Source organism: Pseudomonas sp. LF020 (genome assembly GCF_053456425.1).
On sequence record NZ_JBRFIX010000001.1, the window covers coordinates 419,613 to 434,909 of the forward strand.

Consider the following 15,297-nt stretch of genomic DNA (forward strand, 5'->3'; position numbering starts at 1 on the left):
GGCCGGATCGGGATGCGAAGTCCGTCCGATGCTAGCAGCCTCTTGGGGGAAAACGACATCACTATGTATTGCACATCGTGTGATGCGCGGTGGTTGAATGACACAGCGCTGGCCGCGACGGCCGTTCAACGCCTAGACTTTGCCGATCTTCAGTTCAGGAACCGCCCGTGACTTCAATCTTCTGGTACGACTACGAGACCACCGGCATCAATCCGCGCAACGACCGTCCGCTGCAGGTCGCCGGGATTCGCACCGACCACGACCTCAATGAAATCGACGAACCGGTCAACCTCTACTGCCAGCCCAGCGAAGACATCCTGCCGCACCCGGCGGCGTGCGCGATCACCGGCATCACCCCAAGTCGTCTCGCCGAACAGGGTTTGAGCGAAGCCGATTTCATGACCCGCGTGCACGCACAACTGGCGGCGCCCGGCACGTGCGGCGCGGGTTACAACACCTTGCGTTTCGACGACGAGATGACCCGCTACAGTCTCTATCGCAATTTCTTCGATCCGTACGCCCGTGAATGGCAGGGCGGCAACAGTCGCTGGGACCTGATCGATGTGGTGCGTGCCGCGTATGCGTTACGCCCGGAGGGGCTGGTCTGGCCAACCGATGACCAAGGCAAGGTCACCCTCAAGCTCGAACGCCTGACGGCCGCCAACAACATCGACCATGGGCATGCCCACGAAGCACTCTCGGACGTGCGCGCCACCATCGCGCTGGCGCGGTTGATCCGCGAGAAACAGCCGAAGTTGTATGACTGGCTGTTTCAACTGCGCAGCAAGCAGAAGGTCATGGATCAGATTCGTCTGCTGCAACCGCTGGTGCATATCTCCGGACGCTTCTCGGCGGCGCGGCACTATGTCGGTGTGGTGCTGCCCTTGGCCTGGCATCCGCGCAATCGCAATGCGCTGATCGTCTGTGACCTGCACCTTGATCCGCAAGGTTTGCTGGACCTGGATGCGGAAGCCCTGCGCCAGCGCCTGTATACCCGCCGCGACGATCTCGCCGAGGGTGAACTGCCGGTGCCGCTCAAACTGATTCACATCAATCGCTGCCCGGTGGTGGCGCCGTTGTCGGTGTTGCGCGCTGACGATCAGCAGCGCCTGGGTCTGGATATGGCGCTGTATCAGGCGCGTGCACTGCGGCTAAGTGACGCACAACAAGTCTGGAAAGATAAAGTCGCGGCGATTTACGCCAGCGAAGACTTCACGCCGAGCGAAGATCCGGAACAGCAGTTGTACGATGGATTCATCGGTGATCGTGACCGGCGTCTATGCGAGCAAGTGAGGACGGCTGATCCGGCGCAATTAGCGCAAGAACACTGGCCGTTCGATGATGAACGTCTGCCGGAATTACTCTTTCGATATCGCGCACGTAACTTTCCCGATACGTTGAATTCCGAGGAGCAAGAACGCTGGAGAATATTCTGCCAGCAGCGTTTGTCCGAGCCGCAAATGGGCGCGCCTAATACCCTGCAATCTTTTGCCGAGGCCGCGCAGCAATGGGTGCTTAGTGCTACGCCGATACAGAATCAAGTGCTCAATGAGTGGCAGAATTATGTCCAGGCATTGCGCAAACGTTTGAATCTTTGAAATCGAACATAGTGTGCCCGTGAAATGCCGGGCATAAAAAAACGCCAGCATATGCTGGCGTTTTTCATGGGCCGCAGAAGCAGTCTGCGACAGGCGTTGCGGCTTAGCCCAGCAGGGTAGCCCAGCCTTCAACCACGTCACCGCCCCACTTGGCTTTCCACTCTTTCAGAGTCTTGTGGTTGCCACCTTTGGTTTCGATGACTTCGCCGTTGTGCGGGTTTTTGTATTGTTTAACTTTGCGCGCGCGCTTGGTGCCGGTAGTTTTGACTGCGGCGCCACGGGTGCCCTTGGTTTTCGATTCCGGATCCAGCAGGGCGATGATGTCGCGCAGGGACTTGGAGTATTCGCCCATCAGGGTGCGCAGTTTGCCTTCGAATTCCAGCTCGGCTTGCAATTTGTCGTCTTGCGACAGGTTCTTCAAACGCGCTTGCAGCTCTTTGATTGCTTCTTCGGTGGCGCGATATTCGTTGATCAAGGACATGGTAACTACCTTATGCGGATGTGTTGAATGGCAGGGACAGTGCCGCAATAATAGTCAGGCTGTTTCATCAAGTAAACATTTAACCGGTTTTTTTATTTGAATTAGTTACGTGGAATAACCGTTGAATTGAATGGTCATTTAAATAATGTGATGCAGTCATCACGAGTATTCACAATTATCTGGCCGAACAGCTTCACTGCAGGACTATAGTTTTGCCGCGCGTGACGTCAGACGCCGCGAATCGGGCCTGCCTGCGGGGATGTGGTCATCAATACTGCAGTTTCCGCGCACAGTCGCTAGAATGGCCGCCTTTGCGAAGTTCTGGAGTTTCCCCCCCATGCGCACCTTTCGGTTGGTGATTTCCTGCCCTGACCGCGTTGGCATCGTTGCCAAAGTCAGTAACTTTCTGGCATCCCACAACGGTTGGATCACCGAAGCGAGCCACCATTCGGATAATCAGAATGGCTGGTTCTTCATGCGTCACGAGATCCGCGCCGATTCGCTGCCGTTCGGTATCGAAGTGCTGCGCGAGAAGTTTGCGCCGATCGCCGAAGAGTTTTCGATGGACTGGCGCATCACCGACACCGAGCAGAAGAAACGCGTGGTGCTGATGGCCAGCCGCGAATCCCACTGCCTGGCCGACTTGCTGCACCGCTGGCACAGCGACGAGCTCGATTGCGAAATCTCCTGCGTGATTTCCAACCACAACGACCTGCGCAGCATGGTCGAGTGGCACGGCATTCCTTATTACCATGTCCCGGTCAACCCGCAGGACAAGGAGCCGGCCTTCGCCGAAGTCTCGCGTCTGGTCAAACAGCACGATGCCGAAGTGGTGGTACTGGCGCGCTACATGCAGATCCTGCCGCCGGCGCTTTGCCGCGAATACGCGCACAAGGTGATCAACATTCACCACAGCTTCCTGCCGTCGTTCGTTGGTGCCAAGCCATACCATCAGGCGTCGCTGCGCGGCGTGAAGCTGATCGGCGCAACCTGCCACTACGTGACCGAAGAGCTGGACGCCGGTCCGATCATTGAGCAGGATGTGGTGCGTGTCAGCCACAGCGACAGCATCGAAGACATGGTGCGTTTCGGCCGTGACGTCGAGAAGATGGTGTTGGCCCGTGGCCTGCGTTATCACCTCGAAGACCGCGTGCTGGTGCACGGCAACAAGACCGTGGTGTTCTGATCGAACCTGCGCGTACTTGAATAAAGAAGGGCCTGGGCGTTCAATCGTCCCAGGCCCTTTTTTCGTTTCAGCCGTTGAGGAACTGCCCGTGAGCGATCCACTGGACAAAGCCACTTCGAAAGCACCTGCCACATTGGGCGAAGGTTGTCTGAGCCGCTACGACCCGGATGACCTCAGTCCGGAAGATGGCACCGAGTTTCCCGGGGCTGCCGAGTTGTGGGAGCAGGTAAAGCCCGAACCGGAGGGAGAAGCCTGAAAAGATCGCAGCCTGCGGCAGCTCCTACAGGGATCGCATTTCTATGTAGGAGCTGCCGCAGGCTGCGATCTTTTCAGGCTTGTCGAATCTCCAACAGTTTCTTGAGCAATGGCCGCCCGAGCATAAACAGAAACACCGGCCCGCCCACCACCAGATAGAAATAGAACGTCACCACCCGCCAGATCAGGATCGCTGCCGCTGCAGTGGATTTGCCGACCATCGGCGCCAGCAGCGCCGCCGAGGTCAGTTCTGCCGCCCCAGCGCCACCGGGTAGCAGGCTCATTTGACCAGCCCCCAGCGACAGCATCTGCACCAGAAAACTCCAGGCCCATTGCAGGTCCGCGCCCAGCCCGCGCAAGGCCAGGTACAGCACGCTGTAGCGCAGCAGCCAGTGCACGCAGGTCAGGGCGAAGACTTTGATCAGGGTCTGCCACGGCAACTTGAGCGTATCGATGAACGCGGCGAGAAAATGCAGCAGCTTGCGTGCCCAGCGCCGGCGAGTGGCGGGCCGCACGTTCAGGCGAGCGAGCAGGCGCCCGCTTAAAAGGATCAGGCGGCGGTGGTAGCGCGCCAGCAGCACGCAACTGAACAGCCCACCGAACAGCGACACCGCACTGACCATCAGCAACCATTCGAGGCGGTCACTGAGGTGCTGAAACAAGGCGTAAATCAGGATGCCGCTCAAGGCACAGAGAAAGAACAGCAGATCGCTCAACTGATCCATGGCAAACACCGCACTGCCACGGGCCGGGCGCACACCGCTGCGCGCCAGCAACGCCATGATCGTCAGCGGCCCGCCACTGCCGCCGGGCGTGGCGCAGTAGGCAAACTCGGCGGCCATCACCACGCCGAGGCTTTTCAGCGGCGTGACCCGCTCGCGTTGATCGCCCAGCAGCAAGCGCAAGCGCAGGGTGTTGATACCCCAGCAGAGCAGAATCATGCCGAACATGATCAGCAGCCATTGCAGCGGGAAGTTTTGCAGGCGCGCACCGATCTCGCCGCCGCCGAGCAACACCGGGATCAGTACAGCAGCGAGCAGGCCGATCAACAGCACAATGCCGCGACTCATGCAGCGCGCTCCATTCGCCCGCGTTGCTTGCTGAGCCAGTCGATTTTGGTCATGGGCGTGCGTCCTTCTGCCAGCAGCCGTTCAAGGGTTCGTAGCCAGTAATCACGCGCGAAAGCGTGGCGCATGTCTACCGGGTGCAAGCCTAGACGAATCACCGCGGCGTCGCGCCATTGCTGTTCGCGTTGCTCGCTGACGATTTTTGACAGGCCCCGGCGCCAGGCGCTGCGCGCACTCCACACCAGACCCGGGGCGTTGATGGCGGTGAAATCCGGCAATTGATAAAAATGTTGCGGGTCGCTGGTGTAGCTCAATGGTGTTTCGCGAAGGGCCTGGCGCGTGCCCTCGCTCATCAACCAGGCCGGGGCGACGAAGCCGTGCAACGGCCAGCCATTGCGCCGGAACAGTTCGATGCCGTCGCGCAGTCGCGCCAGGGCGGCTTCGCGGGACAGGCGATAAAACTCCCCTTCGTGGGTATAGATTCGGCGCATGAACCAGTCGCGCGGCGTGGTTGGTGCCGGCTCGCGGTCGTCATGGTAATAGCCGTGCAAGGCCAGTTCATCGCCACGGGCCAGCCGCTCGCCGAGCATTCGGCAAAACACGGGATGATCCTCAAGTGCGTCGTGACCATGGAAATCCGGTACGACCAGCCAGGTCATCGGCACGCCACCCATTGCGTCGACCGCCTCGACAAATGGCTGATAATCCGCCCACGTCGACGGTGCCACGTCGTGCAGCACCAGCAGCACTGCGCGGTCATTCAAGGAATCAGCCATTGGCCACCCTTGGCAGCGAGTGACCGAGCACCGCGTGGTAATGGCCGAGCAGGCTGTCAACCACGCTGTCCCAGGAATAACGCCGTTCGACGTGTTGCCGGGCTTGTTGGCCGAGTTTTACGCAGCCGCGACTGAACAGCTCGCGCACCGCATTGGCCATGGCTTGCGGGTTGTTCGGCGCACAGAGCAAGCCACAGTCTTCGGCGACGATTTCTTCAAATGCTCCGGCCGCCACCGCGACCACCGGAATCCCGCAGGCCATGGCTTCGAGGATCACCAGACCGAAGGTTTCCTGATCGCCGGCATGCAGCAGGGCGTCGGCGCTGGCCATCAACCTTGCGACGGTGGCGGCGGGACAGAACCCGTCGATCACGCTGACATTGTCCGGGACCACAGCGGGCATCGATGAACCGACCAGCAGCAGGTGGTAGCGCGGGCCGAGACGTTGCATGCATTTGAGCAGTATCGGCAGGTTCTTCTCTTTGGATCCGCGCCCGGCGAAGATCAGCAGGCGGGTGTCTTCGGCAATCCCCAGTTCGGCGCGCAAACCGTTGTCGCGGGCGTCAGGATGGAAGGTTTGCAGATCGACCCCGAGCGGTTGCACGAAGACGTTGCGCACCCCCAGGCCCCGGAGCTTGTCGGCCATCACCTGACTCGGCGCCAGCACCCGGTCGAAGTTGCCATACAGTTTGCTGACGTACGCCTCGACATTCGGCGTGACCCAATGACCCATGCGGTTACCCACCAGCAACGGCAGATCCGAGTGATAAAAGCCGATCACCGGCACGTCCAGTTGCCGTCGTGCATCCAGCGCCGCCCAGGCCGTCAGGTACGGATCGCCGACTTCGATCAGCTCCGGCTGCAAATCCTGCAGGACGTTGCGCCAGGGGGCGAGACGCACGGGGAAGCGGTAACCCTTGCCAAAGGGCAGGGCGGGAGCAGGCACCGTGTAGACGCCATCGTGTTCACTCAAGTGCGCGCCGGGGATCAGCAGGCTGTGGCGAATCCCGGGTTTGACGCCCAGCCGACGATGCTTGGCGTCCAGGTAGGTGCGTACGCCGCCGCTGGCCGGGGCGTAGAACATGGTGATGTCGGCGATATGCACAGTGATCAACCCTCCGCTGCGTTGCACTCCCTTGGTTGACCTTTATCCAGAATAGATGTTCGGTCGGGAATACGCGGTGGGTCTCCAGGGCAAAAAGATCGCAGCCTGCGGCAGCTCCTACAGGGGATTTCTGTTCACCCTGTAGGAGCTGCCGCAGGCTGCGATCTTTTGATCTTAGATGCGGAAACTGCCGACCAGCTGCTTCAGGCGCGAAGCCTGCTGCTCCAGATCCGAACAGGCGCGCAACGTCGCCTGCAGGTTCTCGACACCTTCCTGGTTCAGCGTGTTGATCTCGGTGATGTCGACGTTGATCGACTCGACCACCGCCGTCTGCTCCTCGGTCGCGGTCGCCACCGACTGGTTCATCCCGTCGATTTCGCCAATGCGCTGGGTCACGCTGTTGAGGCGTTCGCCGGCGAGGTTGGCGATTTCCACGCTGTCCTGGCTGTGGCGCTGGCTGTCGCTCATGGTGCTCACCGACTCTCGGGCGCCGACTTGCAGCTCCTCGATCATGGTCTGCACCTGCTGCGCCGATTCCTGGGTGCGGTGCGCCAGGTTGCGCACTTCGTCGGCGACCACGGCAAAACCACGTCCGGCCTCACCGGCACGCGCCGCTTCGATGGCGGCGTTGAGTGCCAGCAGGTTGGTCTGCTGGGAGATGCTGGTGATCACTTCGAGGATCTGCCCGATGTTCACGGTTTTGCTGTTCAGCGACTCGATGTTGGTGCTGGAGGCGCTGAGCATGCTCGACAGTTGATTCATCGCCTTGATGCTGCGATCCACCACTTGCTGGCCGTCTTCGGCCAGACCACGGGCGTCACTGGCCTGGTTCGAGGCTTGCGCGGCGTTGCGGGCGATTTCCTGGGCGGCGGCGCCCAGTTGATTGATCGCGGCGGCGACGCTGCTGGTGCGTGAGGCTTGCTGGTCGGAGTTGTACATCGACGAGTTGGACGCGGCGACCACGCGCAACGCGACCTCGTTGACCTGCCCGGTGGCCGACGACACTTCACGGATCGAGCCGTGAATACGCTCGACGAAACGGTTGAATGCGGTACCCAGCACGCCGAACTCATCGTTATTGACGATGGTCAGGCGCTTGGTCAGATCGCCTTCGCCGTCGGCGATGTCTTCCATGGCGCGGGTCATGACGTGCAGCGGCTGGATCAGCAGGCGAATCAGCATGCCCAGCAGCGCGATGATGATCACCACCGCAATCACCGTGGCAATCACCGCCGAGGTGCGGAACTCACTGAGCATCGAGAAGGCTTTGTCCTTGTCCACCGACAGCCCGATGTACCAGTTCACCGACGGCAGGCCTTTGATCGGGGTGAAGCTGACGATGCGAGTCTTGCCATCGACAGTGATTTCACTGAAGTCGCTGCTGATGTGCGGAGTGTCCTGCGGATAGGCTTCTTTCAGTGACTTCATCACCAGCGCCTTGTCCGGGTGCACGAGGATCTTGCCGTCGGCGCTGACCAGGAACGCGTAGCCCATGCCGGAGAAGTCCCGCGCGGTGAGGGTGTCGACCAGGGTTTGCAGGCTCAGGTCGCCGCCCACCACGCCGACGCTCTGGCCGGCCTTTTTCGAGGCGGTGGCGATGGAGATGATCAACTGGCCGGTGGCGGCGTCGATGTACGGTTCGGTCAGGGTCGAGGCGCTGCTGCTCTCGGCCCCTTTATACCAAGGGCGCACCCGTGGATCGAAGCCGTCAGGCATCTTCACGTCCGGGCGGATGGTGAAGTGACCGGTGGCATCGCCCAGGTAAGTGGCCATGAACGTCGAGGTCAGGGATTTCTGTTCCAGCAGGCTGGCGACGTTGGCCGGTTCCGGATTGATGGCGATGTTCTGGGCGGCGTTCTCGACCAGCAGAATGCGCCCGTTGAGCCAGGTCTGGATGTTGTCGGCGGTGACTTCGCCCATCTCGTTGAGATAGTTGTTCAGGTCATCGCGGATCGCGTTGCGTTGCAGCCAGTCGTTGTACAGCGTGAACGAGGCGAAAGCGGCGATGACGATGAGGGCGGCGGCAAGCAAAATTTTATGGCTGAAGCGCAGGTTTTTGTTCATGGCTTGGGGTTCCGCTAAGGTCTTAATGTCCTGGGCGTGCTTTTATAAAGACGCGCAAAATGGGCAAGGGTGAAACAAACTGATATTTCCGACTCTCCTTAGGGAAATGTCCGACCGACTTTTCAGCAGGTTCTCGCCCTTAGCTATCGGCCACAGCGGATTAAAGATTAACCATAGGTGACAAAATGCCTGACACATCGCAACTCGTTATCGGCGCCGATCTGGCGGGGCAACCGATTGCTCAGGCCATGCGCCTGGCTAACCGCCACGGGCTGATCGCCGGTGCGACCGGGACCGGCAAGACCGTAACTTTGCAACGCCTTGCCGAAGCATTCAGTGACGCCGGGGTCGCGGTGTTCGCCGCCGACATCAAGGGCGACCTGTGCGGCCTGGGCGCCGCCGGCAATCCGCAGGGCAAGGTCGCCGAGCGTATCGCCGGGATGCCCTGGCTCGATTACAAGCCGCAGGCTTATCCGGTGACGCTGTGGGACATTCACGGTGAATCCGGTCATCCGTTGCGTACCACCTTGAGTGAAATGGGCCCGTTGCTGATCGGCAGCCTGCTGGAACTGACCGACAGCCAGCAGTCGGCGCTGTACGCAGCCTTTAAAGTGGCGGATCGCGAAGGCCTGTTGCTGCTGGATCTGAAAGACCTCAAGGCGCTGCTCAATCACCTCAAGGACAACCCGCAGTTGCTGGGCGAAGACGCGGCGCTGATGACCACCGGTTCCAGTCAGGCACTGTTGCGCCGGCTGGCGACCCTGGAACAGCAGGGCGCTGAAGCCTTGTTCGGCGAACCGGCGCTGCAACTCGAAGACATTCTGCAACCGGCCGCCGATGGCCGTGGACGGATTCATTTGCTCGATGCCAGCCGTCTGGTGCACGAGGCTCCAAAGGTCTACGCGACGTTCCTGCTGTGGCTGCTGGCCGAGCTGTTCGAGCAGTTGCCGGAGCGCGGCGATGCCGACAAGCCGCTGCTGGCGTTGTTCTTCGATGAAGCGCATTTGCTCTTCGGCGATACGCCCAAGGCGCTGCAGGAGCGTCTGGAGCAGGTGGTGCGGCTGATTCGCTCGAAAGGTGTCGGCGTGTATTTCGTCACCCAGTCACCGGGGGATTTGCCGGATAACGTGCTGGCGCAACTCGGTCTGCGCATCCAGCACGGTTTGCGTGCGTTCACCGCCAAGGAGCAGAAGTCCCTGCGCGCGGTGGCCGATGGCTTCCGGCCGAATCCGGCATTCGACACCTTGTCGGTGCTGACGGAATTGGGTATCGGCGAAGCACTGGTCGGGACGCTGCAGGAAAAAGGCACGCCGGAGATGGTCCAGCGGGTGCTGGTGGCGCCACCGCAGTCGCGGATCGGGCCGCTGAGCGAAACCGAACGCACAATGCTGATTGCCGGGTCGCCGTTCAAGGGCCGATATGACAAACCGATCGACCGCGAATCCGCGTACGAAATCCTCATGGGCCGCAAGGATCTGGCACCGGATGCGCCAGCGGGTAAGCCGGCAGCCGAAGAGCCGAGCCTGGCCGATCGGGCCGGAGAATTTCTGGGCACGGCGGCGGGGCAAGCCTTGAAATCGGCGATGCGCCAGGCCGCGAACAATCTGGGCAAGCAACTGGTGCGCGGTTTGATGGGCTCGTTACTTGGCGGCAGCAAACGCCGCTAAAAGCAAAGATCGCAGCCTTCGGCAGCTCCTACAGGGGAACGTATTTTCAACTGTAGGAGCTGCCGCAGGCTGCGATCTTTTGCTTTTGCTTCAGGCCTTGTCTTTAGCGTGCGCCGCCAGTCGTTCAAGCGCCGCGCGCAGGCCAGGATCGCTGATCCCGTCGGCCGTGGACTGAATGGTCGCCGCCGCATCGCTCGACAGGTCCATCGTGTGCCCGGCAGCCCCAGGCTGGATGATCGGTGGTCGCACGCTGAACTTGATTCGCGTCAGGTTGGCGAACTCTTCGAACAGCTGCAGTTGCCGTTGCAAGCGTTTTTGCTGGTAGCGCAGGCGTGTAGCCCAATGGCCGTCAGTGACCACCAGCGACAGTTCGCCTTCACGCCACTTGGCCACATGACAGTGTGCGCGGGCGGCGGGTTGCAGCTGGCTTTCAAGCAGGCGTTGCAGATGAGCGAGGCGTTGGGCATGGCCGAGGATGGCTTTGAGCGGCTTGGCTTCGCGTAGCAGAACGGCGGGCGCTCTGGCTGTAAGGGGGCGAAATGCCATGATCGAACACCTGAAGTAACAGAGGCGTCATGGTAGCAGAAAGCAACGGAACCACTCGCCCATTGCTTTTGTCCCTGCTTTACCCATTAAATCAACAACTAACTTCTTGCCTTGATGGGTTGAAGTTGAGCAAAACGCCCTTATTTTAAGTGAGCCCCGTCAAAGCGCAGTGCCAGCATCGTGGAATATCGCCACTTTCCTCACCACCGTTTCCGGGTAGAATGCTCGTTCGCATGCGGCCATGAGGGCTGCACGGGCGACTCACGGGGCCGCCCTCCATCCCTTTAGTGTGGAAGATCCTGCCGATATGTTTGCGCCTTTGTTAAAGAAACTTTTTGGAAGCAAGAACGAGCGTGAAGTCAAACGCATGCTCAAGACGGTGCAGCTCGTCAATGCCTTCGAAGAGCAAATGGTGGCCCTTTCGGACGATCAGTTGCGCGCCAAGACCAATGAGTTCAAGGCCCGTATCGCCAAAGGGGAATCCCTCGACAAGCTGTTGCCTGAAGCCTTCGCGGTCGCCCGTGAAGCCGGCAAGCGCGTCATGGGCATGCGCCACTTCGACGTCCAGTTGATCGGCGGCATGACCCTGCATGAAGGCATGATTGCCGAAATGCGTACCGGTGAGGGTAAAACCCTCGTGGCGACCTTGGGCGTTTACCTCAACGCGCTGTCCGGCAAGGGCGTGCACGTTGTAACCGTGAACGACTACCTGGCCCGCCGTGACGCCAACTGGATGCGCCCGCTGTATGAATTCCTCGGCCTGACCGTCGGCGTCGTGACGCCGTTCCAGCCGCCGGAAGAGAAGCGCGCCGCCTACGCTGCCGACATCACCTACGGCACCAACAACGAATTCGGTTTCGACTACCTGCGCGACAACATGGCGTTCAGCATGGAAGAGAAATTCCAGCGCGAACTCAATTTTGCCGTGATCGACGAAGTCGACTCCATCCTCATCGACGAAGCCCGTACCCCGCTGATCATTTCCGGTCAGGCCGAGGACAGTTCCAAGCTGTACATGGAGATCAACAAGTTGATCCCGCAGCTGGAATTGCACGTCGAAGAAGTCGAAGGCCAGGTCACCAAGGCCGGTCACTACACCATCGACGAGAAGACCCGTCAGGTCGAACTCAACGAAGCCGGTCACCAGTACATCGAAGAAATGCTCACCGGTGTCGGCCTGCTGGCTGAAGGCGAGAGCCTGTACTCGGCGCATAACCTGGGCCTGCTGACCCACGTCTATTCGGGTCTGCGTGCGCACAAGCTGTTCCACCGCAACGTCGAATACATCGTGCAGGACGGTCAGGTCGTACTGGTCGACGAACACACCGGTCGTACCATGCCGGGTCGTCGTCTGTCCGAAGGCCTGCACCAGGCCATCGAAGCCAAGGAAGGTCTGAACATCCAGGCCGAGAGCCAGACCCTGGCTTCGACCACGTTCCAGAACTACTTCCGTCTGTACACCAAGCTGTCCGGCATGACCGGTACCGCCGACACCGAAGCGTTCGAATTCCACCAGATCTATGGCCTGCAGGTCATGGTCATTCCGCCGAACAAGCCGCTGGCGCGTAAAGACTTCAACGACCTGGTGTTCCTGACCGCCGAAGAGAAATACGCGGCGATCATCAACGACATCAAGGAAGGCATGGCCCAGGGTCGTCCGATCCTGGTGGGTACCGCGACCATCGAAACTTCCGAGCATGTGTCCAACCTGCTCAACAAGGAAGGCATCGAGCACAAGGTGCTGAACGCCAAGTTCCACGAAAAAGAAGCCGAGATCATCGCGCAAGCCGGTCGTCCGGGCGCCCTGACCATCGCCACCAACATGGCCGGTCGTGGTACCGACATCCTGTTGGGCGGTAACTGGGAAGTGGAAGTCGCGGCGCTGGAAAACCCTAGCCCCGAGCAGATCGCCCAGATCAAGGCCGACTGGCAGAAGCGTCACCAGCAGGTGCTGGAGTCCGGCGGTCTGCAGGTGATCGCCTCCGAGCGTCACGAATCCCGTCGTATCGACAACCAGCTGCGTGGCCGTGCCGGTCGTCAGGGTGATGCCGGTTCCAGCCGCTTCTACCTGTCGCTGGAAGACAGCCTGATGCGCATCTTCGCCTCTGACCGGGTGAAGAACTTCATGAAAGCCCTGGGCATGCAGCCTGGCGAAGCGATCGAGCACCGCATGGTGACCAATGCGATCGAGAAGGCGCAGCGCAAGGTCGAAGGTCGCAACTTTGACATCCGCAAGCAGCTGCTTGAGTTCGATGACGTCAACAACGAACAGCGTAAAGTGATCTATCACATGCGTAACACGTTGCTGGCCGCCGACAACATCGGTGAAACCATCGCCGACTTCCGTCAAGACGTGCTCAACGCCACCGTCAGCGCACACATTCCGCCGCAATCGCTGCCGGAGCAGTGGGACGTGGCCGGTCTGGAAGCTTCGCTGGAAAGCGACTTCGGGGTGAAACTGCCGATCCAGCAATGGCTCGACGAGGACGATCACCTGTACGAAGAGACGCTGCGCGAGAAGCTGATGGTCGAGCTAATGGCGGCGTACAACGAGAAAGAAGATCAGGCCGGTGCCGAAGCACTGCGCTCGTTCGAGAAACAAATCGTTCTGCGCGTGCTGGACGACCTGTGGAAAGACCACCTGTCGACCATGGATCACCTGCGTCACGGCATCCACCTGCGTGGCTACGCCCAGAAGAACCCGAAGCAGGAATACAAGCGCGAGTCGTTCACGCTGTTCTCCGAGCTGCTGGATTCGATCAAGCGCGACTCGATCCGTGTGCTGTCGCACGTTCAGGTGCGCCGCGAAGATCCGGAAGCCGAAGAGCAACGTCTGCGTCAGGAGGCCGAAGCACTGGCCGCCCGCATGCAGTTCGAACACGCCGAGGCCCCTGGTCTGGAGCAGCCGGAAGTGCTGGGTGAAGAGGTCGATGTAGCCCTCGCCACCGCGCCGGTACGCAACGAGCAGAAGCTGGGTCGCAACGAACTGTGCTACTGCGGTTCGGGCAAGAAATTCAAGCATTGCCACGGGCAGATCCAGTAACTCCCGTTTCAATCGCTGAAATACCCGCGCCGCGACCGGCTTCTGCCGTCGCGGCGTTTTGCCATTTACACCACCGCCATCCCTGTGAGCGGTGCTGACATCATTGAGTAAGGAGCGCATTCATGGCTGTTGGTCTTGGTCCTTTGCCAACGTTGCACCCGGTTGCCGGTTTTGAACTCGGTATCGCCTCGGCCGGCATCAAGCGCCCCGGGCGCAAGGATGTGGTAGTGATGCGCTGCGCAGAAGGTTCGACCGTGGCCGGTGTGTTCACGTTGAACGCGTTTTGCGCCGCGCCGGTGATCCTGGCGAAAAAACGTGTGCAGAACGACGTGCGTTACCTGCTGACCAACACCGGTAACGCCAACGCCGGTACCGGTGAGCCGGGCCTGGCGGCTGCCGAGCGCACCACGGCTAAACTGGCCGAGCTGACCGGTGTCGATGCCAGCCAGATCCTGCCGTACTCCACCGGCGTGATCGGCGAGCCACTGCCGGTCGAGAAGATCGAAGGCGCGTTGCAAGCGGCGCTGGACGACCTGTCGGAAAACAACTGGGAAGCCGCCGCCACTGGCATCATGACCACCGACACCCTGCCCAAGGGTGCCAGCCGTCAGTTCGAGCATGACGGCGTGACCATCACCGTCACCGGCATCAGCAAAGGCGCAGGCATGATTCGCCCGAACATGGCGACCATGCTTGGCTACATCGCTACCGACGCCAAAGTCTCCCGCGACGTGCTGCACAACCTGATGCTCGACGGTGCGAACAAGTCGTTCAACCGCATTACCATCGACGGCGACACCTCGACCAACGACTGCTGCATGCTGATCGCCACCGGCAAGGCTGCGCTGCCGGAAATCACCCGTGCCGAAGGCGAGCTGTTCAACAAGCTCAAACAAGCGGTGTTCGAAGTGTGCATGGACGTGGCCCAGGCCATCGTGCGTGACGGCGAAGGCGCGACCAAATTCGTCACCGTTGAAGTCAACGGCGGCGGCAATCATCAGGAATGCCTGGACGTCGGTTACACCGTGGCCCACTCGCCGCTGATCAAGACTGCGCTGTTCGCTTCCGACCCGAACTGGGGGCGCATTCTGGCCGCTGTCGGCCGTGCCGGCGTGCCGAATCTGGATGTGAGCAAGATCGACGTGTTCCTCGGTGACGTGTGCATCGCCAGCCGTGGCGCACGCGCAGCGACCTACACTGAGGCACAGGGTTCGGCGGTGATGCAGCAGGAAGAGATCACCATCCGCATCGAGCTGGGCCGTGGCGATTGCAGCGAAACCATCTGGACCACCGACCTGTCGCATGAATACGTGAAGATCAACGCCGAATACCGGACCTGATCCAACCTGAGACCGAGTCGCCGCCATCGCGAGCAGGCTCACTCCTACAGGGGATCCGTGTCGTTCACTCATCTACTGTAGGAGTGAGTCTGCTCGCGATGGCGTTGTGTCAGGCAACATCAATGTTGAATGAGCCGGCCTCTTCGCGGGCAAGCCCGCTCCCACAGGG

12 protein-coding genes and 1 pseudogene are annotated in these 15,297 nt (G+C 60.5%); 6 read left to right on the plus strand and 7 right to left on the minus strand.

The features are described from left to right. The first annotated feature begins 167 nt into the window (after positions 1–167). The gene (gene sbcB, locus ACU680_RS01950) at positions 168–1,598 is read left to right on the plus strand and encodes an exodeoxyribonuclease I (RefSeq protein WP_367085529.1); all 1,431 of its coding nucleotides are present in this window, start codon (positions 168–170) and stop codon (positions 1,596–1,598) included. A gap of 103 nt (positions 1,599–1,701) precedes the next feature. On the opposite strand, the gene mvaT is transcribed toward sbcB, so the two are convergent. Next, positions 1,702–2,079 (minus strand): histone-like nucleoid-structuring protein MvaT, encoded by a 378-nt coding sequence (gene mvaT, locus ACU680_RS01955; RefSeq protein ID WP_003227581.1) that lies wholly within the window; start codon positions 2,077–2,079, stop codon positions 1,702–1,704. A gap of 337 nt (positions 2,080–2,416) precedes the next feature. On the opposite strand from mvaT, the gene purU reads away from it, so the two are divergent. Both purU and ACU680_RS01965 read left to right on the plus strand, forming a co-directional pair. After that, positions 2,417–3,265, plus strand: coding sequence for a formyltetrahydrofolate deformylase (gene purU, locus ACU680_RS01960; protein ID WP_003227580.1), 849 nt, complete (start codon positions 2,417–2,419; stop codon positions 3,263–3,265). A gap of 88 nt (positions 3,266–3,353) precedes the next feature. After that, entirely contained in the window at positions 3,354–3,521 is a 168-nt protein-coding gene (locus ACU680_RS01965) for a hypothetical protein (protein WP_166496444.1), read from the plus strand. A 73-nt stretch (positions 3,522–3,594) separates the two neighbouring features. Here the strand turns inward: ACU680_RS01965 and gpgF are convergent, their stop codons facing one another. The 5 genes and pseudogenes from gpgF to ACU680_RS01990 form a co-directional block, all read right to left on the minus strand. Further along, positions 3,595–4,590, minus strand: coding sequence for a glucosaminyl phosphatidylglycerol flippase (gpgF, locus tag ACU680_RS01970; protein ID WP_448178523.1), 996 nt, complete (start codon positions 4,588–4,590; stop codon positions 3,595–3,597). Continuing rightward, the gene (gene gpgD / locus ACU680_RS01975; RefSeq protein WP_448178524.1) at positions 4,587–5,363 is read right to left on the minus strand and encodes an N-acetylglucosaminyl phosphatidylglycerol deacetylase; all 777 of its coding nucleotides are present in this window, start codon (positions 5,361–5,363) and stop codon (positions 4,587–4,589) included. Before gpgD ends, gpgF begins: the two co-directional genes overlap by 4 nt. Further along, complete coding sequence (gpgS, locus tag ACU680_RS01980; protein ID WP_007965918.1) at positions 5,356–6,468, minus strand: N-acetylglucosaminyl phosphatidylglycerol synthase; 1,113 nt, start codon at positions 6,466–6,468, stop codon at positions 5,356–5,358. Before gpgS ends, gpgD begins: the two co-directional genes overlap by 8 nt. A gap of 174 nt (positions 6,469–6,642) precedes the next feature. Beyond that, a complete protein-coding gene (locus tag ACU680_RS01985; protein WP_371859049.1) occupies positions 6,643–7,407 on the minus strand; it encodes a methyl-accepting chemotaxis protein in 765 nt (254 codons plus the stop codon). Positions 7,408–7,500: 93 nt separating this feature from the next. Then, a pseudogene (locus ACU680_RS01990) lies at positions 7,501–8,532 on the minus strand (HAMP domain-containing protein); the annotation flags it as partial. A 185-nt stretch (positions 8,533–8,717) separates the two neighbouring features. Between ACU680_RS01990 and ACU680_RS01995 the strand changes: the two are divergent. Further along, positions 8,718–10,199 (plus strand): helicase HerA-like domain-containing protein, encoded by a 1,482-nt coding sequence (locus ACU680_RS01995; RefSeq protein WP_448178525.1) that lies wholly within the window; start codon positions 8,718–8,720, stop codon positions 10,197–10,199. A gap of 90 nt (positions 10,200–10,289) precedes the next feature. Here the strand turns inward: ACU680_RS01995 and ACU680_RS02000 are convergent, their stop codons facing one another. Continuing rightward, positions 10,290–10,745 (minus strand): DUF721 domain-containing protein, encoded by a 456-nt coding sequence (locus tag ACU680_RS02000; protein WP_400763770.1) that lies wholly within the window; start codon positions 10,743–10,745, stop codon positions 10,290–10,292. 307 nt (positions 10,746–11,052) lie between these two features. On the opposite strand from ACU680_RS02000, the gene secA reads away from it, so the two are divergent. Together secA and argJ are read left to right on the plus strand one after the other, a co-directional pair. Next, a complete protein-coding gene (gene secA / locus ACU680_RS02005) occupies positions 11,053–13,788 on the plus strand; it encodes a preprotein translocase subunit SecA (protein ID WP_007962079.1) in 2,736 nt (911 codons plus the stop codon). A 122-nt stretch (positions 13,789–13,910) separates the two neighbouring features. Beyond that, the gene (gene argJ / locus ACU680_RS02010) at positions 13,911–15,128 is read left to right on the plus strand and encodes a bifunctional glutamate N-acetyltransferase/amino-acid acetyltransferase ArgJ (protein WP_258675798.1); all 1,218 of its coding nucleotides are present in this window, start codon (positions 13,911–13,913) and stop codon (positions 15,126–15,128) included. Positions 15,129–15,297: the final 169 nt, after the last annotated feature.